21 protein-coding genes and 1 pseudogene are annotated in these 21,143 nt (G+C 72.2%); 15 read left to right on the forward strand and 7 right to left on the reverse strand.

Features of this window, described 5'->3' with window-relative positions; all coding sequences use genetic code 11:
• The 3 genes from glyA (at nucleotide 1) to BJ979_RS08505 (ending at nucleotide 2,846) form a co-directional block, all read left to right on the forward strand.
• Nucleotides 1-1,287, forward strand: coding sequence for a serine hydroxymethyltransferase (gene glyA / locus BJ979_RS08495; protein WP_179567026.1), 1,287 nt, complete (start codon nucleotides 1-3; stop codon nucleotides 1,285-1,287).
• 4 nt (nucleotides 1,288-1,291) lie between these two features.
• Nucleotides 1,292-2,179 (forward strand): bifunctional methylenetetrahydrofolate dehydrogenase/methenyltetrahydrofolate cyclohydrolase, encoded by an 888-nt coding sequence (locus tag BJ979_RS08500; RefSeq protein WP_179567028.1) that lies wholly within the window; start codon nucleotides 1,292-1,294, stop codon nucleotides 2,177-2,179.
• Between the two features lie 124 nt (nucleotides 2,180-2,303).
• Entirely contained in the window at nucleotides 2,304-2,846 is a 543-nt protein-coding gene (locus tag BJ979_RS08505) for a GNAT family N-acetyltransferase (RefSeq protein ID WP_179567030.1), read from the forward strand.
• Between the two features lie 30 nt (nucleotides 2,847-2,876).
• On the opposite strand, the gene galK is transcribed toward BJ979_RS08505, so the two are convergent.
• Both galK and galT read right to left on the reverse strand, forming a co-directional pair.
• Nucleotides 2,877-4,037, reverse strand: a complete 1,161-nt coding sequence (gene galK / locus BJ979_RS08510; RefSeq protein ID WP_179567032.1) for a galactokinase — start codon at nucleotides 4,035-4,037, stop codon at nucleotides 2,877-2,879.
• A 57-nt stretch (nucleotides 4,038-4,094) separates the two neighbouring features.
• The gene (gene galT / locus BJ979_RS08515; protein ID WP_343046645.1) at nucleotides 4,095-5,240 is read right to left on the reverse strand and encodes a galactose-1-phosphate uridylyltransferase; all 1,146 of its coding nucleotides are present in this window, start codon (nucleotides 5,238-5,240) and stop codon (nucleotides 4,095-4,097) included.
• 89 nt (nucleotides 5,241-5,329) lie between these two features.
• Between galT and BJ979_RS08520 the strand changes: the two genes are divergently transcribed.
• The 5 genes from BJ979_RS08520 to BJ979_RS08540 all read left to right on the forward strand — a co-directional run bounded on the left by BJ979_RS08520 (nucleotide 5,330) and on the right by BJ979_RS08540 (nucleotide 10,054).
• Nucleotides 5,330-6,151 (forward strand): DeoR/GlpR family DNA-binding transcription regulator, encoded by an 822-nt coding sequence (locus BJ979_RS08520; RefSeq protein ID WP_179567034.1) that lies wholly within the window; start codon nucleotides 5,330-5,332, stop codon nucleotides 6,149-6,151.
• 22 nt (nucleotides 6,152-6,173) lie between these two features.
• Nucleotides 6,174-7,289 (forward strand): aldose 1-epimerase family protein, encoded by a 1,116-nt coding sequence (locus tag BJ979_RS08525; protein ID WP_179567036.1) that lies wholly within the window; start codon nucleotides 6,174-6,176, stop codon nucleotides 7,287-7,289.
• A gap of 10 nt (nucleotides 7,290-7,299) precedes the next feature.
• Nucleotides 7,300-8,388: an aldose epimerase family protein gene (locus BJ979_RS08530; protein ID WP_179567038.1), complete on the forward strand. Its 1,089-nt coding sequence runs from the start codon at nucleotides 7,300-7,302 to the stop codon at nucleotides 8,386-8,388.
• Entirely contained in the window at nucleotides 8,388-9,479 is a 1,092-nt protein-coding gene (locus BJ979_RS08535; protein WP_179567040.1) for a VIT1/CCC1 transporter family protein, read from the forward strand. The genes BJ979_RS08530 and BJ979_RS08535 overlap by 1 nt, the downstream gene beginning before the upstream one ends.
• Nucleotides 9,480-9,553: 74 nt before the next feature.
• Nucleotides 9,554-10,054 carry a hypothetical protein gene (locus BJ979_RS08540; protein WP_179567042.1) on the forward strand — a complete coding sequence of 167 codons (501 nt, stop codon included), beginning with the start codon at nucleotides 9,554-9,556 and terminating at the stop codon, nucleotides 10,052-10,054.
• Between the two features lie 249 nt (nucleotides 10,055-10,303).
• Here the strand turns inward: BJ979_RS08540 and BJ979_RS08545 are convergent, their stop codons facing one another.
• Nucleotides 10,304-10,555 carry a hypothetical protein gene (locus tag BJ979_RS08545; protein ID WP_179567044.1) on the reverse strand — a complete coding sequence of 84 codons (252 nt, stop codon included), beginning with the start codon at nucleotides 10,553-10,555 and terminating at the stop codon, nucleotides 10,304-10,306.
• A gap of 398 nt (nucleotides 10,556-10,953) precedes the next feature.
• On the opposite strand from BJ979_RS08545, the gene BJ979_RS08550 reads away from it, so the two are divergent.
• From BJ979_RS08550 to BJ979_RS08575, 6 genes and pseudogenes are all read left to right on the forward strand, one after another.
• Nucleotides 10,954-11,097 (forward strand): hypothetical protein, encoded by a 144-nt coding sequence (locus BJ979_RS08550; RefSeq protein WP_179567046.1) that lies wholly within the window; start codon nucleotides 10,954-10,956, stop codon nucleotides 11,095-11,097.
• Between the two features lie 107 nt (nucleotides 11,098-11,204).
• Nucleotides 11,205-12,425: a Na+/H+ antiporter NhaA gene (locus tag BJ979_RS08555; protein ID WP_179567048.1), complete on the forward strand. Its 1,221-nt coding sequence runs from the start codon at nucleotides 11,205-11,207 to the stop codon at nucleotides 12,423-12,425.
• Nucleotides 12,426-12,476: 51 nt separating this feature from the next.
• On the forward strand, nucleotides 12,477-13,457 hold the full coding sequence (gene pip / locus BJ979_RS08560; RefSeq protein WP_179567050.1) for a prolyl aminopeptidase: 981 nt from the start codon (nucleotides 12,477-12,479) through the stop codon (nucleotides 13,455-13,457).
• Nucleotides 13,454-13,879: pseudogene (locus BJ979_RS17605) on the forward strand (arsenate reductase ArsC); the annotation flags it as partial. The gene pip and the pseudogene BJ979_RS17605, both read left to right, overlap by 4 nt.
• A gap of 825 nt (nucleotides 13,880-14,704) precedes the next feature.
• Nucleotides 14,705-16,084 carry a 3' terminal RNA ribose 2'-O-methyltransferase Hen1 gene (locus BJ979_RS08570; protein ID WP_179567052.1) on the forward strand — a complete coding sequence of 460 codons (1,380 nt, stop codon included), beginning with the start codon at nucleotides 14,705-14,707 and terminating at the stop codon, nucleotides 16,082-16,084.
• Nucleotides 16,084-18,621: a polynucleotide kinase-phosphatase gene (locus BJ979_RS08575; protein ID WP_179567053.1), complete on the forward strand. Its 2,538-nt coding sequence runs from the start codon at nucleotides 16,084-16,086 to the stop codon at nucleotides 18,619-18,621. The genes BJ979_RS08570 and BJ979_RS08575 overlap by 1 nt, the downstream gene beginning before the upstream one ends.
• A gap of 1 nt (nucleotide 18,622) precedes the next feature.
• Here the strand turns inward: BJ979_RS08575 and BJ979_RS08580 are convergent, their stop codons facing one another.
• Nucleotides 18,623-19,114, reverse strand: coding sequence for a WapI family immunity protein (locus BJ979_RS08580; RefSeq protein WP_425502470.1), 492 nt, complete (start codon nucleotides 19,112-19,114; stop codon nucleotides 18,623-18,625).
• A 10-nt stretch (nucleotides 19,115-19,124) separates the two neighbouring features.
• Complete coding sequence (locus BJ979_RS08585; RefSeq protein ID WP_179567055.1) at nucleotides 19,125-19,472, reverse strand: metalloregulator ArsR/SmtB family transcription factor; 348 nt, start codon at nucleotides 19,470-19,472, stop codon at nucleotides 19,125-19,127.
• A gap of 74 nt (nucleotides 19,473-19,546) precedes the next feature.
• On the opposite strand from BJ979_RS08585, the gene BJ979_RS08590 reads away from it, so the two are divergent.
• Nucleotides 19,547-20,431: an NAD(P)H-binding protein gene (locus BJ979_RS08590; RefSeq protein ID WP_179567056.1), complete on the forward strand. Its 885-nt coding sequence runs from the start codon at nucleotides 19,547-19,549 to the stop codon at nucleotides 20,429-20,431.
• Here the strand turns inward: BJ979_RS08590 and BJ979_RS08595 are convergent.
• Together BJ979_RS08595 and BJ979_RS08600 are read right to left on the reverse strand one after the other, a co-directional pair.
• Nucleotides 20,400-20,828, reverse strand: coding sequence for an ImmA/IrrE family metallo-endopeptidase (locus tag BJ979_RS08595; RefSeq protein WP_179567057.1), 429 nt, complete (start codon nucleotides 20,826-20,828; stop codon nucleotides 20,400-20,402). The genes BJ979_RS08590 and BJ979_RS08595 overlap by 32 nt on opposite strands.
• Nucleotides 20,828-21,106, reverse strand: coding sequence for a hypothetical protein (locus tag BJ979_RS08600; RefSeq protein WP_179567058.1), 279 nt, complete (start codon nucleotides 21,104-21,106; stop codon nucleotides 20,828-20,830). The genes BJ979_RS08595 and BJ979_RS08600 overlap by 1 nt, the downstream gene beginning before the upstream one ends.
• Nucleotides 21,107-21,143 lie beyond the last annotated feature (37 nt).

The following is a 21,143-nucleotide window of genomic DNA, read 5'->3' on the forward strand; positions in this document are numbered from 1 at the left end:
GTGTCCGACACGTTCAACGCCCCCCTGTCCGACGTCGACCCCGAGGTCGCCCGCGCGCTCGAGCTGGAGCTCGACCGCCAGCGCACCACCCTCGAGATGATCGCGAGCGAGAACTTCGTTCCCCGCGCGGTGCTCGAGGCGCAGGGCTCGGTGCTGACCAACAAGTACGCCGAGGGCTACCCCGGCCGTCGCTACTACGGCGGGTGCGAGTTCGTCGACATCGTCGAGCAGCTCGCCATCGATCGTGCCAAGGCGCTCTTCGGCGCCGAGTTCGCCAACGTGCAGCCCCACTCGGGCGCCTCCGCGAACGTCGCCGTGCTGTCGGCGATCGCGCAGCCCGGCGACCGCATCCTCGGTCTCGAGCTGGCCCACGGCGGCCACCTGACCCACGGCATGAAGCTCAACTTCTCGGGCAAGCTCTACGAGGCGCACGCCTACGGCCTCGATCCCGAGACTGAGCGCATCGACATGGATGTGGTGCGCCAGCGCGCGCTCGAGGTGAAGCCGCAGGTCATCATCGCCGGCTGGTCGGCGTACAGCCGTCAGCTCGACTTCGCCGCCTTCCGCGCCATCGCCGACGAGGTCGGCGCGAAGCTCTGGGTCGACATGGCGCACTTCGCCGGCCTCGTGGCCGCGGGGCTGCACCCGTCGCCGGTGCCGCACGCCCACATCGTCTCGTCGACCGTGCACAAGACGATCGGCGGTCCGCGCTCAGGCTTCATCCTGACCAACGACGCCGACATCGCGAAGAAGATGAACTCCAACGTCTTCCCGGGGCAGCAGGGCGGCCCGCTCATGCACGTCATCGCCGCGAAGGCGACCGCGTTCAAGCTGGCGGCCGAGCCCGAGTTCAAGGAACGCCAAGAGCGCACCGTGCGCGGCGCCGCGATCCTCGCCGAGCGCCTCACCCAGCCCGACGCGAAGGCGGCCGGCATCGACGTGCTGACCGGCGGCACCGACGTGCACCTCGTGCTCGTCGACCTGCGCACCTCCGAGTTCTCGGGCCAGGAGGCCGAGAACCGCCTGCACGAGGCCGGCATCACGGTCAACAAGAACTCCGTGCCGAACGACCCGCGCCCGCCGATGGTGACCTCGGGTGTGCGCATCGGCACCCCGGCGCTCGCGACCCGCGGCTTCGGCGACGCCGAGTTCACCGAGGTGGCCGACATCATCGCGCTCGCGCTGCAGAAGGACGCCGACATCCCGGCGCTGCGCGCGCGCGTGGCCGAGCTGGCGGGGAGGTTCCCGCTGTACCCGGGCCTCACCTCCCCGACGACCTGGGCCTGAGCGCATGACCGCGATCCGTCTGGATGGTGTCGCCACCGCGGCGGCGATCAAGTCCGAGCTGAAGCAGCGCGTCGACGTGCTGCGCGAGCGAGGAGTCGTGCCGGGCCTCGGCACGCTCCTCGTGGGCGCGGACGGCGCCTCCGTCAGCTACGTCGGCGGCAAGCACCGCGACTCGGCCGAGATCGGCATCGAGTCGATCCGCGTCGACCTGCCCGCCGATGCGACCGAGGCCGAGGTGCACGCCGAGATCCAGCGCCTCAACGCCGACCCGGCCGTCACCGGCTACCTCGTGCAGCTGCCGCTGCCGAAGGGCATGGACGAGCACGCGGCGATCACCGCCGTCGACCCCGCCAAAGACGTCGACGGGCTGCACCCGGCGAACCTCGGCGAGCTCGTGCTGGGCGTCGAGGGCGAGCTGACGACGCCGCTGCCGTGCACCCCGGCCGGCGTGGTCGAGCTGCTGCTCCGCCACGAGGTGCCGCTCTCGGGCCGGCACGTGGTCGTGATCGGCCGCGGACTCACGGTCGGCCGCCCGCTCGGGCTGCTGCTCACCCGCAAGGGCGTCGACGCGACCGTCACGCTCACGCACTCGCGCACGGCCGACCTGGCCGCCGAGGTTCGGCGGGCGGATGTCGTGGTCGCGGCCGTCGGCCAGCCGCACCTGGTGAAGGCCGACTGGATCAAGCCGGGCGCCGCGGTGCTGGATGTGGGCGTCACCCGCGTCGGCGTCACGGAGTCGGGCAAGGCGAAGCTGGCGGGCGACATCGACCCGGGCGTCGCCGAGGTCGCGGGCTGGCTGTCGCCCAACCCGGGCGGGGTGGGCCCGATGACCCGCGCGATGCTGATGCAGAACGTGGTGCTGGCGGCCGAGCGCGCCGCCGGCCTGGCCTAGCCGCCGCCACAGCCGAGCCGAGAACCGCCGAGCGCGGGGTTCCGTTCCGAGCGCGGGGTGTCGTCACCCCGCCGCGGGAACGGGACCCCGCGCTCGCTCGTCGCGCGCGGATAACGTGGACATCGTGGATGCGATTCTTCGGCCGTGGTCGTCGGGTGACCTCGAAGCGCTCCGGTCGGCCCGCGCATCCGCCGCCGACCTCGACTCGCAGTTCGGCTGGGATCTCGACGACGCGGGAGCGGCCGAGCAGCACCTCGTCGGGGCGCTCGGTTTCAGCGAACACGCCCGCAACTGGGCGATCACGGTTCAGGGCGTCGCGGTGGGCAACATCGGAGTGAGCGCGATCGAGCGTCGTCATGGCACCGCGTGGGCGCACTACTGGCTTGCCGCGTCGGCACGCGGGAAAGGGCTGGCCGTTCGCGCGCTGGCGAGCGTCGCCGCGCACGCTTTCGACGACGGACTGTTCCGGCTCGAGCTCGGTCACCGCGTCAACAACCCGGCGTCCTGTCGGGTCGCGACGAGGGCGGGATTCGAGCCCGAGGGAATCGAGAGGCAGAAGCTCCGCTACGGCGAGGCGCGCTTCGACGTCGAGACGCACGCGCGGCTCGCGAGCGATCCGCCTCCGCTCACCGAGCCGCTGCCGCTGCCGCTGGTGCTTCCGGGCTGAGGGCGCCTCGGCTGGGCGAGCCTCGTCGCCTCAGCGGTCGCGCTGGGCTCCGATCGACGGCCGCACGACGAAGGTCGTCGGCGCCGTGAAGCCGTGCTCGGCGAAGGCGCCGTCGATCGCGACCTGCAGCAGCGAGACCGACTCGAGCGGCACGAGGGCGATGGCCGATCCGCCGAAGCCGCCACCGGTCATCCGTGCCCCCAGAGCGCCGTTCGACTGGGCGACCTCGACGGCGAGATCGAGCTCGGGTACCGAGATCTCGAAGTCGTCGCGCATCGAGCGGTGCGAGGCGTCGAGCAGGTCGCCGATCGCGCGCGGGCCGAGCTCGCGCAGGGTGCGCACGGTGTCGAGCACCCGCTGGTTCTCGGTGATGATGTGGCGCACGCGGCGGAAGGTCTCGTCATCGAGGGTCTGCTGGGCACGGGGCAGGTCATCCTCGTCGAGATCCCGCAGCGAGCTGACGCCCAGCTCGCGGGCGCCCTTCTCGCACGAGGCGCGGCGCTCGCGGTAGCCGCCCGAAGCGTGCTCGTGCTCGACGTGCGTGTCGATCACGACCACCGCGAGGCCGGCCTCGGCGAAGCCCAGGCGGATGACCTGCGCATCGAGGCTGCGGCAGTCGAGGAAGACGCCCGAGTCGGTCTGGCCGAGCAGCGAGGCCGACTGGTCCATGATCCCGGTGGGAGCGCCGACGGCGTCGTTCTCCGCCTTCTGGCCGACCTTCGCCAGCGTCTCCAAGTCGAGGCCGACCTGCCACACATCGTTGAGGGCGACGGCGACAGCCGACTCGATCGCGGCCGAGGAGGAGAGGCCGGCGCCGACCGGCACATCCGACTCGATGAAGATGTCGACGCCCGGCACGGCCGCGAGGTCGGCGCCGAACTGACCGAGCGCCCACGCGACGCCGAGCGGGTAAGCCGACCAGCCGCTCAGCGCATCCGGCGTCAGGTCGTCGAGGTCGTGCTCGGCGAGCTCCTCGCTGAAGGCGGAGGCGATGCGCAGCTTGCGGTCGTCGCGCGCGCCGAGGGCGATCACGGTGCGGCGGTCGATCGCGAAGGGGAAGACGAAGCCCTCGTTGTAGTCGGTGTGCTCGCCGATGAGGTTCACGCGGCCCGGCGCCGACCAGATGCCGTCGGGCTCGCGGCCGGTGAAGGCGAAGAAGGCGTCGGCGACGTCGTCGCGGATGTCGGTCATGCGGTGGTCTCGCGTTTCGAACGGGTGCGTGAAGCAGGGATGAGGCGGGAGAGGCGGTCAGACGCCGGCGGGGATCGCCGCGCGGATGGTCTCGGCGGCGGCCTCGGGGCGGATGTCGCCGATCCAGGCTCCCATAGCGGCTTCCGATCCCGCCGTGTACTTGAGCTTGTCGCGGCCGCGGCGCGGCGAGGTGAGCTGCAGATGCAGGCGCGCGGAGTCGCGGGCGACGTTGACGGGGGCCTGGTGCCAGGCGGCGATGTAGGGCGTCGGGTCGCCGTAGATCGCATCCACGCCCCGCAGCAGCCGCAGGTAGACCTGCGCGAGCTCGTCGCGCTCGGCGTCGCTCGTCGCGGCGAAGTCGGGCACGTGGCGATGCGGCACGAGGTGGATCTCGAGGGGCCAGCGCGCGGCGAAGGGCACGAAGGCGGTCCAGTGCTCGCCGGCGAGCAGCACGCGCGAGGAGTCGCGCTCGCTGTCGAGGATGCGGTCGAACATGTCGGGCCCGAGCTCGTCGAGCGAGGCGAGCAGCCGCTGGGTGCGCGGCGTGATGTAGGGGTAGGAGTAGATCTGCCCGTGCGGGTGCGGGAGCGTGACGCCGATCGCTGCGCCGCGATTCTCGAAGGGGAACACCTGCTCGACGCCGGGCAGGGCGGAGAGCGCGGCGGTGCGGTGCGCCCAGGCCTCGATCACGGTGCGGGCGCGGCTGGGCGTCTGGGTTCCGAACGAACCCTCGGCCTCGGGGCTGAAGCAGACGACCTCGCAGCGGCCGACCGAGGTGCGGGTGCGGCCGTAGCCGAGCGTCGCGAGGTCGGCGAGACCCTGGGGCGCGTCGGCGGCGACCGGCGCATCCACCGGATCCGTCGAGGCGCCCGCGAGCGCGGGGCCGAAGGAGGGGGAGCGGTTCTCGAACACGGCGACGTCGTAGAGATCGGGGATCTCGCTGGGGTTGTCGTCGCTCTGCGGGGCGAGCGGGTCGAGCGCGGCGCTCGGGTTGACGACCCGGTTCTGCCGGGCCGCCGCGATCGACACCCACTCGCCGGTCAGCACGTCGAGACGCATGGTGGCCGTCTCGGGGCGCGCATCGAGCGTGCGGGTGTCGAGGCGGCGCTCGGGCCCGAGGGTCGTGTCGGCGTCGTCGAAGTAGATGAGCTCGCGGCCGTCGGCGAGACGCGTGGGGTGGATGGCGATGCCGGCAGCGGTCACCGCATTACGATATCGAAAGCGCGACTTTCGTTTTCGACAGGTATCGAAAGCGGTCGTCGCTCACCGCATCCGGCATCGAAGGGACGGACATGGCCGGTAACGATCGGATCGACCCCGCCGCGCGCCCGGTGACGGCGCGGCGCGAACAGCTCACCGCCCTCGTCGCCGAGCGCGGCTTCGTGCGCGTGGCCGATGCCGCCGACGAGCTCGGCGTGAGCACCGTGACGCTGCGCGGCGACCTCGAGGCGCTCGCCGCGGACGGGCTGCTGCGGCGCGTGCACGGCGGAGCGATGCCGCCGGTTCCCGAGCACCGCGAGTCGTCGATGGAGCTCTCGAGCGAACGGCAGAGCGCCGTGAAGCGGGCCATCGCGCGTCGTGCCGCGGCTCTCGTCGCCCCGGGTACGAGCGTGCTGCTCGACGTCGGCTCCACCACGCTGGCGGTCGCCGAGGCGCTCGTCGAGCGCACCGAGCTGGCGGATGTCGTCGTCATCACGAACGGGCTCTCGGTCGCCCTCGCGCTCGAGCGGGCGATCCCGCGCTTCGACGTGATCGTCACCGGCGGCACGCTGCGTCCGCTGCAGCACTCGCTCGTGAACCCCGTCGCCGCCTCCACGCTCGAGGGCCTGCACGCCGACCTCGCGATCATCGGCTGCACCGGCGTCGACCGTGCCGGGCGCGTCACGAACGTGAACCTGCCCGAGGCCGAGGTCAAGCGCGCGATGCTCGGCGCCGCCGATCGGGCTGTGCTCGTCGCCGACGGCTCGAAGCTCGGCGTGACCCACCTCGGGCGCGTCGGCGCGCTCGCCGACTTCGAGGCGGTCGTGACCGGCGGCGAGGTCGCCGATGCGGCGGTGCTCGACGCGGTGCGCGAGGCCGGATGCCGTCTGCTGGCGGTGGATGCGCGCGGCTGACGGCGGGTCGTAGCCTGACGGCATGACCGACGCCCGCGTGCCGTCTCCGCATCCCGACTCCGCCGTGCCGGCCGCCGCCGCGGCCACCTCCGCGCTCGTCGGCACCTCGCCGGTCGCCGCTCTCGGCGCGCCCGCGCCGGTGAGCGGACCGCGTTTCGAGCTGCGCAGCGGCGACGCGCGCGCCGTGATCGGCTCGGTCGCCGCGGTGCTCTGCGAACTCGAGGTCGACGGGCACGCACTGACCGAGACGGTGCCGGTCGACAGCCTCCCGCCGCAGGGCTGCGGCATCGTGCTCGCGCCCTGGCCGAACCGGGTGCGCGGCGCGCGCTGGACTCTGCGAGCCGCCGACAGCGGCGCCGCAGCCGACGCCGAGCTCGAGCTCGACCTGACCGACCCGAAGTGGAACGCCGCCTCGCACGGCCTGCTGCGCAACACCGCCTACCGGCTCGTCGACCACACGCCCTCGACCGTCGAGCTCGCGGCGCTTATCCCGCCGCAGCACGGCTGGCCCTTCGAGCTCGAGACCCGGGTGCGCTACGCGCTCGAGCCCGACGGCCTCGTCGTGACCCATCACGTGAGCAACGTCGGGGCGACGCGGGCGCCGTGGGCGGTCGGCGCGCATCCCTACCTGCGTGTGGGCGACACGCCCGCAGCCGATCTCGAGCTGCGGGTGCCCGCCGGGGTGGCGCTCGAGGTGGATGCGACGCTCATCCCCGTCGGAGCCCACCCCGTCGGCGACGACGAAGACCTGCGAGCCGGGAGTCGGGTCGGCGACCTCGAGCTCAACACGGCGTTCGTGGTGAATGCGGCGCCCCACTCGAGTGCGGACGACGCCGTCGACGCCGTCGACGCCGACGGCGCCCGCGAGATCGCCCGCCTCACCGCGCCGGGCGGCGCCGCGACGCAGCTCTGGGGCGACCCGGCGTTCCTCTGGGTGCAGGTGTTCACGCCCAGCGACTTCCCCCGCCCGCTCGGCGGCCACGAGCCGACTGGGAAGGCCGTCGCGCTCGAGCCGATGACCGCCCCGGCGGACGCGCTCAACTCCGGCGAGGGCCTTCTCTGGCTCGAGCCGGGCGCGAGCTGGTCGGCCTCGTGGGGCATCCGCCGCATCGCGGGCGCCGAGAAGCGGCACCCCTAGAGTGGGCGCCGTGACGAGCGACGGAGCCACCACCCGCATCCCCACGACCGCAGCCACCACGCCCGCCGATCCCGCGCCCGCGCCGGCGTCGAGCGAGCGCACGCCGATCGGCCGCCGCATCCACCTCTCCGGCGGCGGCGTCGAGGCCGTGATCGGCACGGTCGCCGCGACCCTCGCCTCGCTGCGCGTCGACGGCGTGCAGCTGACCGAGCCGATCGCCGAGAACGCCTGGCCGGCCTACTGCAACGGCATCTTCCTGGCGCCGTGGCCGAACCGCGTGCGCGACGGCCGCTGGACGCACGACGGCGCGGTCCAGCAGCTCGACGTGACCGAACGCGACCGGAACAACGCGCTGCACGGCCTGCTGCAGTTCACCGACCACGAGATCCGCGAGCAGACGGCGACCTCGGTGACGCTCGGCGCGCTCATCCCGGCCCAGCACGGCTGGCCCTTCACGCTCGACAGCTGGGTGCGCTACGAGCTCGTGCCCGGCGGACTGCGCGCGACCCACGGCGTTCGCAACCTCTCGGGCGTCACCGCGCCCTATGCGACGGGCGTGCACCCCTACCTGCGCCTCGGCGATGTGCCGGTGCGCGAGCTGCGCGTCACCGTGCCGGCGGCGAGCTGCATCGAGGTGGACGACCGCCTCAACCCGACCGGCGTGAAGCCGGTCGACGGCACCCCCGTCGACCTGCGGGCCGGCCGCCTGTTCAGCGACCTCGACCTCGACACCGCCTACGCCGACCTCGACCCCGTCGACGGTGCGACGGCGTGGATCGAGGCGCCCGACGGATCCCGTCTGACGCTGCTGCAGGACCCGGACTGGCGCTGGGTGCAGGTGTTCACCACGTCGATCTTCCCGGCCGGCGGCTGGACCGCCGTCGACCCGGCGACCTCCGGTCCGGACCTCGAGGGCAGCGGCTACCTCGGCGGTCCGCTGGGCGACGCGATCGCGATCGAGCCGATGACCGCGCCGCCGGACGCGCTCAACTCGGGCGAGGGGCTCATCCACCTGCAGCCGGGCGCCGAATGGTCGGGCTCGTGGGCGCTGCGCTACACGCCGGCGCCGGCCGACGCGGCCGCGGGCGATCAGGCCTGATGAGCGGCGTCGCGCCTGCGCCGACCGAGCGACAGCTGCGCCGCTGGCGCGGCTATCTCGCCGACGAACGCGTCGAGGCCGCGCTCTACCTGCAGCTCGCCCAGCGCAAGACGGGGGAGGAGCGCGAGATCCTGCTCGGCCTCGCTGACGCCGAGAAGCGGCACGAGGAGCACTGGCTCGAGCTGCTCGGCGATCGCGTCGGGCGTCCCCGCGCCGGCAGTCTGCGCACGCGTCTGCTCGTGCTGCTCGCCCGTCGCTTCGGCTCGGTGTTCGTGCTCGCGCTGGCCCAGCGCGCCGAGGCGCGCAGCCCCTACGACGATGACGCGGATGCCACCGAGCAGATGGCGGCCGACGAGCGCATCCACGGCGAGGTGCTGCGCGGTCTCGCGGCGCGAGGGCGCGAGCGGCTCTCCGGCACGTTCCGCGCGGCGGTGTTCGGCGCGAACGACGGCCTCGTCTCGAACCTCGCGCTCGTGCTCGGCGTCGGGGCGACCGGCGTCGACCCGAAGACGGTGCTGTTCACCGGCGTCGCCGGGCTGCTCGCCGGCGCACTCTCGATGGGGGCGGGCGAGTTCGTGTCGGTGCGCTCGCAGCGCGAGCTGCTCGCCGCATCCCACCCCGACCCCGAGGCGGATGCCGCGCTGCCGCACCTCGACGTCGACGCGAACGAGCTCGCGCTGGTCTACCGGGCGCGGGGTGAGACGCCCGAGGAGGCCGCGGCGCACGCGCGGCGCACCTTCGCCCGGCTCGCGGCCTCCGATCCGGCGCTCGCGACCGGCAGCATCGAGACGGTCGGAGACCAGCACGAGGCCGTCGGCTCGCCGTGGCGGGCGGCGACGTCGAGCTTCCTGTTCTTCGCGAGCGGCGCCATCATCCCGGTGCTGCCGTACCTGTTCGGCGCGACCGGGCTGCTCGCGGTCGTGATCGCGGCCGTGCTCGTCGGCATCGCCCTGCTCGGCACGGGCGCCGTGGTCGGTCTGCTCTCCGGCGCCTCGCCGCTGCTGCGCGCGCTGCGGCAGCTCGGCATCGGCTTCGGCGCGGCGGCCGCGACCTACCTGCTCGGCCTGCTGTTCGGGGCCGCCGGCATCTGATCCGGCTCACGCCTGCAGGGCGTCCTCGGGGCACGACTTCCGGGCCGGCGCGGTCAGGTTCTAGCGTGGATGCCGTGCACACGATCATCCTCTGGATCGGCTTCCTGGGTGGCTGGCTGCTCGTCGCCGGTCCGATCTACCAGGCCGCGCTCGAGCTGCGCGAGGAGGAGATCGACCGCGAGGCGATCGCCCGTGCCCACGAGAGCGTGCCGGAACCGCGACGCATCTCGCCCTGGTGGTGGCTGCTGCCGCCGGTCGCGTACCTCAAGATCCGACGCGACCGCGACGAGTATCAGCGGGTGGTGTTCGAGGCGATGCCGATCGAGACCCGGCGTCAGTTCCTCGGCTTCGTCAACAAGGCGACCGGCTGGCTGTTCGTCGCCGGGGGAGCGGCGCTCATCGCGCTCAAGGAGACGTGGGAGCTCGTGGAGCACTACCACTGGCCGATCTGGCTGTGGATCGTGCTGGTCGTGATCATGGCGGCCGTATCGGTCGTCAACACCGCGGTGCGGATGGCGCGCACCGGCAAGACGCTCGGCGAGCGGCCGCCGGAGCGCTCGCGCCGGTCGCACTGAGCCCGATCGGACCGGGCTCGAGCGCATTGAGCCGGATCTCACCGTGCCCCGGACACGACGATGCCCGGAGCGATTCGGGCGCTCCGGGCATCGAAGACCGGTAGAAGCGTTCGGCCGCGATCAGGGAGACGGCCGTGCTCGTTCGGGTGAGGCGGTAACCAGCCGCCGGTCTCGAAGAGTAGTCGAATAAACGTGAGCGAATAACTAGAACGTTCAGTCCACGTAGCGATTCCGCACGGACGTGCAACGTCAGTCCTGATCGGCGGCGGGATGATCTCCGGCAGCACGGCCTCGGCGGCGCTCGACACGACTCTGCTCGCGGGCGACGCGCTCGGCGACCGCGTCGACCACGGTCGGACCGATGATGTCGCCCGCCGGGGTGCCGACGAGCAGGTCGTGCTCCTCGAAGAGGATGCCGGCGATGCGGCCGGGGAAGACGCGCGGGTGCGTCGCGGCGAGACGGTTGACGAGTTGCTCGAAGGTCTCGGCGGCGTCCGTCACGCTGAGGATCCTACGCGCGGACCCTCGGATCCGCGACGACTGTCGCGGTGCTTTCGAGCTTCTGTCGTGCGTGATCGCCGGGTGGTGGCACCGGGTCCGGCAGCGTGACCGGTGCGCGGCGACTGCACATCCCGCCGCGCCTGACAACCCCTGTCCGTGTTCGGATGCGCGGCGTAAATTAAGCGCGCTCCCGGGGCGACGCGGCCCTCAGATCTCCGCCCGCCCGAGCACGCGTTCATCCCCCGCGCGCACGAGAGTAGGGCGCCCGCGTCAGTGCGGACGCAGGGCGCCCGTCCAATCTCCCGACCGCGGCGCGCCCGCACGATTCCGAGACGGGGCTGCGCATCCGTTCACCGGATCGCCGCCGCGGCGTCACGTCGGCGACCTACCCTCGCGCCATGTCCCACTGCCCGACCTGCGGTTCCGGCGTCGTCTACCGTTACGACACCGCGCGCCGCTCCGGTTCGCTCTACGCCTGGTTCTGCCTGCAGCAGCCGCACGTCGTCGCCGACCCGCGCACGGCGATCAGCGACCGTCCCTGACACCGGCCGGCGTCTCCCGCCGGTAGACTGCTCGGCGGAGTGCCGGGAAGTCTGGTCGGCCCGCGCGTCACGTCGTGACGGCGGTCGCCCTTCGTCGTCGGGTCTGCATGTCTCTTCTCCGTTCTGAGCGCGTCGGCGCAGTCCTCCTCCTCGTAGCGGCCCTGCTCGGCCTCGTCGTCGCGAACTCGCCGCTCGGCTCGGGCGCCCGCGAGCTGCAGGAGGCGCACCTCGGCATTCCGCTTCTCGGCATCGACCTCTCGGTCGGGCACTGGATCAGCGACGGCCTGCTCGCCGTGTTCTTCCTGCTCGCGGCGATCGAGCTCAAGCACGAGCTGACCACCGGCGAGCTGAATTCGCCGACGCGGGCGCTGCGCCCGGCGGTGGCGGCGGTCGGCGGCGTCGTCGTGCCGATCGTGATCTTCCTCGTCGTGGTCGGCGCGTCCGGCGGCGGGGTCGAACTGCTGCGCGGCTGGCCGGTTCCCACCGCGACCGACATCGCCTTCGCGCTCGGGGTGCTCGCCGTCTTCGGCCGGGGGATGCCGTCGCGGGTCCGGTCGTTCCTGCTGGCCCTCGCGATCCTCGACGACATCATCGCGATCGTGATCATCGCGCTCGTCTTCGCGCACACGCCCGATCTGCTGATGCTCGCCGGTGCGCTGATCGCCGTCGTGGCGTTCGGGCTGCTCAGCGTGCTGCTGCGCCGCGACAGCATCACCGCGCGACCGCTGCGCGTGCTCATCGGCGTCGTCATGGGAGTGCTCGGTCTCGCCGCCTGGGTGCTCGTGCTGCGGTCGGGCATCCACGCCACCATCGCCGGGGTCGCGCTCGGACTCGCGATGAGCGCTCCGCCTGCGGGGCGGCTGCGCCACCGGCTCGAGCCGATCTCGAATGCGACCGTGCTGCCGCTGTTCGCCTTCTCGGCTGCGCTGGTCGTGATTCCCGCCGTCGCCCCGTCCGAGCTGTCGCCGGTGTTCTGGGGCATCGCCCTGGCGCTGCCGCTCGGCAAGATCATCGGCATCTCGCTCGGCGCGATCCTCTCGGCCGGTTTCGTGCCGAAGGCGTCGCGCGCCCGACCCGATCTGGGCGACGCGCTCGCCGTCGGCGCGCTCGGCGGCATCGGATTCACGGTGTCGCTGCTCATGAACCAGCTCGCGTTCGCGGCCGATCGGACCGTCGCCGACGAAGGAACGCTGGCCGTGCTCGTCGGCTCGGGGGTGTCGATCGTGCTCGCCGCGGTGCTGCTGCGCTGGCGCGTGCGGCGTCGTCGGACGCTGCAGCCGGCGCCGGGCGCGGCGGCGGGCGCGGCGGCGACGCCGGCGTCGTCCTGACCCCGGCCTCGGCTGTGCCACGCCGCGCCGACTCGTGCCAGGCTCATCCCGATGGAAACGGACGCGCTGTACCCGCCGATCGAACCGCACGACTCCGGTGAGCTGGAGGTCGGCGACGGCCACCGCCTCTACTGGGAGGTGAGCGGCAACCCCGACGGCAAGCCGGTCGTCTTCCTGCACGGCGGCCCCGGCGCCGGCACCGCGCCCTGGCAGCGTCGCTTCTTCGACCCGGAGCGCTATCGCATCGTGCTGTTCGATCAGCGCGCCTGCGGCCGCAGCACGCCGCACGCCGGCGACCCGGAGACCGACCTCAGCGCGGTGACGACGCAGCACCTGGTCGCCGACATCGAGACCCTGCGCATCCACCTCGGCGTCGACCGCTGGCAGGTTTTCGGCGGATCGTGGGGCAGCGCCCTCGCGCTCGCCTACGCGCAGGCGCACCCCGAGGCGGTGACCGAGCTCGTGCTGCGCGGCATCTTCACGCTGCGCCGCAGCGAGCTCGACTGGTTCTACGAGGGCGGAGCGGCGGCGTTGTTCCCCGACCTGTGGGAGGGCTTCCTCGCGCCGATCCCCGTCGAGGAGAGGACGCCGGGAGGGCTCATCCAGGCCTATCACCGCCGGCTCGTCGACCCCGACCCGGCGGTGCACGTGCCGCCGGCCGTCGCGTGGACGATCTGGGAGTCGTCGACGATCACCCTCCGCCCCGACGCGGAGAAGATCGCCGAGGCGGCCGAGCCGCGCGAGGCCACCGCCTTCGCGCGCATCGAGAACCACTTCTTCGTCAACGGCGGGTGGATGGAGGAGGGGCAGCTGATCGCGCACGTCGACCGCATCCGCCACATCCCCGCCGTGATCGTGCAGGGCCGCTACGACGCCTGCACGCCGATGGCGACCGCGTGGGATCTGCACCGGGCGTGGCCCGAGGCCGAGTTCACGGTCGTCGACGACGCCGGCCACGCCGCATCGGAGCCGGGGATCGCGCGGGCGCTGCGGGCGGCGACCGATCGCTTCGCCGAGGTGTCGGGCTCGTGAGCGGCGTCGAGCCGGAGCGCGAGCCGTCGCCGGCGCGCCCGACCGTCCTCTTCGTCTGCGTGCACAACGCCGGCCGCTCGCAGATGGCCGCCGCGCTGCTGCGCGAGGTCGCGGGCGACCGCATCGAGGTGCTCTCCGCCGGCAGCGAGCCGGCCGACCAGGTCAACCCGGTCGCCGTCGCGGCGCTCGCCGAGATCGGCATCGATCTCGGCGAGACGACCCCGCGCATCCTCGCCGTCGACGACGTGCGCGCGAGCGACGTCGTCATCACGATGGGATGCGGCGACGCCTGCCCCGTCTTCCCCGGCAAACGCTACGAGGACTGGGCGCTCGACGACCCGGCCGGCCAGCCGCTCGAGCGGGTGCGCCCGATCTTCAACGAGATCTACCGTCGAGTGACAGTGCTGGCCGCGGAACTGCTCGGCACGACGGTCGAAGCGCTGGTCTTCGATGAGCTCTCCCCCGGCTGGTTCACGATCGCCCGCGCCCGAGCGTGGAACGCGGGCCAGCTTGCGCTGTGGCATCGGCTGCGCGGGGCGCGGATCATCGAATGGCTGGGTACCGAGGAAGCGATCCTCGTGGGCGACGACTACGACTGGGCACCCGTCGTCGACACCGGTGCGCGGCAGCACCTCCGGCTCGGTGTGCGCCTCGGTGACGGCGGCTGGCTGCGCATCCAGGCGGGCGACGAGGGTCCGCTCGTGCTGGAGGAGGCCGACTATCCGGTCATCCACCAATCCCTGCCACCCGAGCCCGGGTCGATCCACCGGCCTGCCGATCTGAGCGGGTTCCCGGTCGGCGACGTCGAGGGTGTCGAGCTCGCGCTGCGTCGCTACGAGGATCCGGCGAACCAGATCGGCCGGCCCGACCGCCGGGGCGGAGACCATCCGGTCGAGCTGCTGCTGACCGTGTCCGGCCGGCGGATGCTGCTCATGGCGGCGGAGTACCCCGAGGTTCCCGCGCCGCCGGCCGACGGCGTGAGCTTCCGCTGGCCCGACGAGAGCCTGGTGGTGTTCCTCGAACCGGAGCGCGCCGACGCTCACCGCTGGCCGGCCGAGCGCGACGAGCTCGACCGGATCACGATCCCGCCGTCCGGATCCAGTACGCCGGGCGTGTAGCCGCGGCAGCCTGCGCCGCCACAGCCGACACCGCTGTGCCGCCATGAAACGGCGCCCCGCGGGGCTTACCGCGGCGTCCGCGGCGCGGTCTAACCTGAGCGGAACACCGACAAGCCCACCGGAAGCACCGTGCTCCTCACTCTCAGCTACTCCGCCCCGAACGCCACCGACCTCGGCTACCTGCTGCACAAGCATCCCGATCGCCACCAGTCCTTCTCCTTGAGCGTGGGGCGCGCGCACGTCTTCTACCCGCAGGCCGACGACGACCGGTGCACGGCCGCCCTGATGCTCGAGGTGGATGCGATCGACCTGGTGCGCAGCAAGCGCCTCAAGGCGAGCGACGCCTTCAGCCTCGGCCACTACGTCAACGACCGGCCGTACGCCTCGTCGTCGATGCTCGCCGTCGCGATCGGCCAGGTCTTCCGCACGGCGATGACCGGGCGCTGCGATGCCCGACCCGAGCTCGCGGCGACGCCGCTGGCGCTCGAGGTCGAGCTGACGTCGGTGCCGGTCCGCGGCGGCGACGACCTCGTGCGCCGGCTGTTCGCGCCGCTCGGCTGGAGCGTCGAGGTGACCCCGACGCCGCTCGACGCGTCGTTCCCGGCCTGGGGCGATTCGCCGTACTCGACGGTGCGGCTCGCGGGCGAGCTGCTGCTCGGCGCCGCGCTGCGGCAGATCTACGTGCTGCTGCCGGTGCTCGACGACACGAAGCACTACTGGGTCAGCGACGACGAGGTCGGCAAGCTGCTGCGCGCCGGCGAGGGCTGGCTCGCCGTGCACCCCGAGCGCGAGCTGATCACGCGGCGGTACCTGGCGCACCAGCGGTCGATGGTGGTGGATGCGACGGCCCGGCTCGTCGAGTCCGGCGACGACGTCGCGGTCGAGACCCCCGAGGTGAACACGGCGGCGCCGCTCTACCAGTTGCGCGCCGAGGCCGTCATGACGGCGCTGAAGGATGTCGGCGCGCGCCGCGTCGCCGACGTCGGCTGCGGTGAGGGGGCGCTGCTGCGCCGCCTGCTCGTCGACCCCGTCTTCACGCAGATCACCGGATCCGATGTCGCAGCGCGTGAGCTCGCGAAGGCGGAGGAGGCGCTGAACCTGCGCGAGCTCAGCGACCGGCAACGTGAGCGCATCCGACTCATCCAGTCGTCCGCGACCTATCACGACCCGCGACTGCGCGATCAGGACGCGATCGTGCTCATGGAGGTCGTCGAGCACCTCGAGCCCGAGCGGCTGCCCGCGCTGGTCGGCTCGATCTTCGGCGACGCGAAGCCGGGCGCCGTGATCGTCACGACGCCGAACGCCGACTACAACCCGCTCTACCCGGCGCTGCCTGCCGGGCGGTTCCGGCATCCCGACCACCGTTTCGAGTGGACGCGCGCCGAGTTCGCCGACTGGGCCGCGACCGTCGGCGCGACGCACGGCTACGTCGTCGAGCACCGCACGATCGGCGAGGTGGACGCGGCGGCCGGCTCGCCCACCCAGCTCGCCCTGTTCCGGAGGATCTGATGGCCGCCCTCACCGTGCCCGACATGTCGCTCGTGGTGCTCGTCGGCACCAGCGGCTCGGGCAAGTCGACCTTCGCGCGCGAGAAGTTCGCGCCCTTCGAGACGCTGTCGAGCGACTTCTTCCGCGGCCTCGTGTCGAACGACGAGAACAGCCAGGCGGCGACCGGCGCGGCGTTCGAGGCGCTGCGCTTCGTCGCCGGCCAGCGACTCAAGGCCGGGTTGCTCACCGTGATCGACGCGACGAACGTGCGGTCGGAAGACCGTCGCTCGCTCGTGCAGCTGGCTCGCGATCATGACGTGCTGCCCGTCGCGATCGTGCTCGACGTTCCGGAGCGCGTCTGCATCGAGCGCAACGCCGCTCGCAGCGACCGCGACTTCGGTGCGCGCGTGATCAAGCGCCAGCACGACGAGCTGCGTCGCAGTATGCGGTCGCTCGGCAAGGAGGGCTTCCGCCGCGTGCACACCCTCGACGGCGTCGACGCGATCGCCGCCGCCGAGATCGTGCGCGAGCCGCTGCTCAACGACCTCCGCCACGAGACGGGTCCCTTCGACGCGATCGGCGACGTGCACGGCTGCCGCTCCGAGCTCGAGGCGCTGCTGGGCGAGCTCGGCTACGTGCTGCAGCGCGACGAGCTCGGACGTCCGGTGGATGCGGTGCACCCCGAGGGGCGCCGCGCGATCTTCCTCGGCGACCTCGTCGACCGCGGGCCCGACACCCCTGGCGTGCTGCGCCTGGCGATGGGGATGGTGCGCAGCGGCCACGCGCTCGCCGTGCCCGGCAACCACGAAGCCAAGCTGGTGCGCTCCCTGCAGGGCAAGCGCGTGCAGACGAGCCACGGTCTCGCCGAGACGCTGACGCAGCTCGCCGCCGAGACGCCCGAGTTCCGTGCCGAGGTCGAGCGCTTCGCCCACTCGCTGGTCGGCCACCTCGTGCTCGACGAGGGGCGTCTCGTGGTCGCGCACGCCGGACTCATCGAGGCGTATCAGGGGCGCGCATCCGGCCGCGTGCGCTCCTTCGCGCTCTACGGCGACACGACCGGCGAGACCGACGAGTACGGTCTGCCGGTGCGTCTGCCGTGGGCCGACGACTACCGCGGCTCGGCCACCGTGCTCTACGGTCACACGCCGACGCTCGACGCCGAGTGGGTCAACAACACGATGTGCCTCGACACGGGCTGCGTCTTCGGCGGCAAGCTGTCGGCGCTGCGCTACCCCGAGCGCGAGGTCGTCTCGGTGCCGGCCGAGCAGGTCTGGTACGAGCCGGTGAAGCCGCTCGCGCCGGTCGTCCCCGTGGCCGAGCAGCGCGCCGCGGGCTCGCTGTCGATCGAGGATGTGCTGGGCAAGCAGGTCGTCGAGACCGGCACGCACGGCCGCATCACCGTGCGCGAAGACCACGCCGCGGGCGCTCTCGAGGTGATGAGCCGCTGGGCCATCGACCCGCGCCACCTCATGTACCTGCCGCCGACCATGAGCCCGCCGGCCACCTCGAAGCGCGCGGATCTGCTCGAGCACCCCGACGAGGCCTTCGCGTACTACCGATCCGAGGGCGTCACCGAGCTCGTGTGCGAGGAGAAGCACATGGGATCGCGCGCGGTCGTGCTGCTGACTCGCAACCCGGCGCGCTTCGACGCACCAGCCGGCTGGCGCGGCGTGGTGCACACCCGCACGGGTCGCGCGTTCTTCGACGACGCGACGAACGACGAGTTCCTGCGCCGGCTGGATGCTGCGGTCGAGTCGGCGGGACTCTGGCAGGAGCTGCAGAGCGACTGGCTGCTGCTCGACGCCGAGCTGCTGCCCTGGTCGCTCAAGGCCGGCGACATGATCCGCGACCAGTACGCGGCGGTCGGCGCCGCCGCGACCGGAGCACTGCCGCATGCCGTCGCAGCGCTCGCCGCGGCCGCCGAGCGCGGTGTCGACGTCGGCGACCTGCTCGCGCGGACCCGCGCTCGCGCCGACGACGCGTCGCTCTACGTCGACGCCTACCGCCGCTACAGCGCGCAGACCGAGGGGCTCGCGGGCGTCCAGCTGGCGCCGTTCCAGGTGCTCGCGGCCGAGGGCGCGACCTTCGCGACGCGTCCGCACTCCTGGCACCTCGACGTGGCCGCGCGACTCGCGGCGGCGGATGCCGAACTCATCCGGCAGACCCGCTCGCTCGCGGTCGACCTCGGCGACGACGCGTCGGTCGCGGCGGCCATCGAGTGGTGGGATGCGCTCACCGCCGACGGGGGAGAGGGCATGGTCGTCAAGCCGATGGCCAACCTCACCCGTCTCGGCAAGGGGCTCGTGCAGCCGGGCGTCAAGGTGCGCGGCCGCGAGTACCTGCGCATCATCTACGGCCCCGACTACACCGAGCCTGAGAACCTCGCCCGCCTGCGCGACCGCAACGTCGCGCACAAGCGCTCGCTCGCGCTGCGCGAGTACTCGCTCGGCCTCGAATCGCTCGATCGTCTCGTGCGCGGGGAGCCGCTGTGGCGCATCCACCAGGCCGTCTTCGCGGTGCTGGCGATGGAGTCCGAGCCGGTGGATCCGCGGTTGTGAATCACTGAGGGAATCGATCGGGGAAGAGGGCGCACTCTTCGCGCCAGATCGAGATGGCGAGGCGGAGGTCGTCGGCATCCAAGCTCAGGTCGACGAAGAACTCGGCCTGCCGGCCTGCGGAGTCGCTTCGTCGCGATGGGGGAGCCGATTCTGCGCGGAGGAAGACGCGCAATGTGACGGACGTCGTCGTGCGGGCGATGAACCCGAAGCCGATGTTGGGCTCAAGGGCCGAGAACTGAGGTTCGCCGTCGAACAAGCCGTCGACGGTCGTTTCGACCTCGTCGCGAAGCACCTCCGCGAGCCAGGTGCCGAGCGCGCGTGCGTCGTCGACCTGGAGCGCCGGATCGCGGAAGCCCCATTCCTCATCGCCGGCCCGGACGTGACCCTCGATGATCAGCCAGTTGAGGTCGTCATGGTCGACCGTCGAGGGGAATTCGTAGTCGACAGGTCTGATGACGACCACGTCTCCACTTGTGCCGTCTCGCAATTCCATGGCCCGCGGGTCAGCCGTTCGCAGGGGGCGCAGTCGCACTCGCGGCCTTCGGCGCGCGCTTCTTGCGCACCTCGCGCAGCACGATCTGCTCGGGGCAGACGGTGCTGAGGAAGTCGCCGACCGAGAGGGCGAGGTTGTCGGCGACGAGGGAGTAGAGGATGCGGTTCGCATCCCGACGCTCGCTCACGAGTCCGGCCTGGCGCAGCACGCCGAGGTGCCGCGAGATGGTCGGGCCCGAGGCGCTGAACTTGGCGGCGATCTCGCCGGCCGGCAGCTCGCCGTCTTTCAGATCCTGCAGGATCTGGCGCCGCGTGGGGTGCGCGAGCGCGGCGAAGATGTCGCTCGCGGTGTCTGCCATGTTTGCAATTTAGCACTGAAGCTAGATATAACCGAGCAAGTTAGCCATTTAGCGAAATAGCTCAGGAGTCGATCATGCGCATCGCCATCACCGGAGGCACCGGATTCGTCGGACGCCACCTCGCCGCCCGGCTCGACCCCTCCGACACCGTCATCGTGTCGCGCCGCACCGGCGTCGAGATCGACGACGTGGATGCGCTCGCCGCGGCCTTCGCGGGCTGCGACGCCGTCGCCCACTGCGCCGGCATCAACCGCGAGATCGGCGACCAGACGTTCCAGCGCGTGCACGTCGACGGCACCCGCGCCGTGATCGAGGCGGCTCGCCGCGCGGGGGTGAAGCGCATCGTGCTGCTCAGCTTCCTGCGCGCCCGCCCCGACTGCGGCTCGCCGTACCACGAGAGCAAATGGGCGGCCGAGCAGCTCGTGCGGGCCTCGGGTCTCGACTACACGATCCTCAAGTCGGGCATGGTCTACGGACGCGGCGACCACATGGTCGACCACGTCACGAAGGCGGTGCGCACCCTGCCGGTGTTCGGCACGGTCGGCTTCCGCGAGCGCACGGTGCGTCCGGTGCCGGTCGACGACGAGGTGGATGTGCTGCTCGCGGCTCTCGAGGGGCGCATCGCCGAGCCGACGGTCGCGGTCATGGGCGCTGAGGAGCTGCCACTCGGCGACGCCGTGCGCCGCATCGCCCGCGTCGCCGGAGGCCGCGTGCTCTACGTGCCGCTGCCGGTGTGGGCGATCCGGGTGCTGGCGCAGCTGACCGAGTGGACGATGAAGGTGCCGCTCGTCGCCAAGGCCCAGGCCGTGATGCTCGGCGAGGGCGTGAGCGAGGCGCTGCCGCGCGCGCCCGAGCCGCCCGCCGACATCCGCCCGCACCGCCGCTTCGACGACGACCGCATCCGCGCCGCCCTCCCCGACGGCGGCTTCACCTGCCGCGACCTGCGCTGGGTGCGCTGAGTCGCGAGTCGCGCGGGGGTGCTGCTCGCACGGCGGATCGGCTGTCGGCGGCGCCCGACAGATACGCGAGCATGAGCTTCTTCGTGACGTCGAGCTCATAGGCCCAGCGGGTCGGCTGCGCTGGGTACGCGGCAGCGAGTCGGACGAGCTGACCGTGGTCGATGAGTCGCAGCGCTGCCCACTGATCGGCGGTGCGCTCATTTCGCGGTGTCGACGTGCTGTGACCCAGCGCCGCGTGACCGAGTTCGTGAGCGAGTGTGCAGCGCTCGGCCACGGGTCCGAGCCCCGATCGCAGAAGGATCAGGCGATGATCGTCGTACCAGCGCCCCGCCTCCGGGATCGCGGAGGTCTCGACGCGGATGCCCATCCGCCGAGCGGCATCCCACGGATCGATCATCAGTCTCCGGCCTCCTCGGGAGTCACCGCCTCGTCGCCGCGGTCGGCGGCGAATCGCTCCTCGTGCCGATGGTCTCCGATGGCGCCGACATCGTGATGGGATGCCGGCGTGGGTTGGATGTCGGTGTCGATCCCGGCTAGGAAATCGGACGGTTCGAAGTGGAGCGCTCGTCCCAGGGCCTCGATGTCGGACAGGGTGAAGCTCTTGCGCAGCATCAATCGTTCGCTGAGGTAGCTGTCGCTGAGTCCGGCCACGCGGGCGACGGCGGCACGAGACATGTCGACCTCATCGATGCGACGGATGACCGCACGGGCA

The sequence above is a fragment of the Schumannella luteola genome, from assembly GCF_013408685.1.
GTDB lineage: Bacteria > Actinomycetota > Actinomycetes > Actinomycetales > Microbacteriaceae > Schumannella > Schumannella luteola.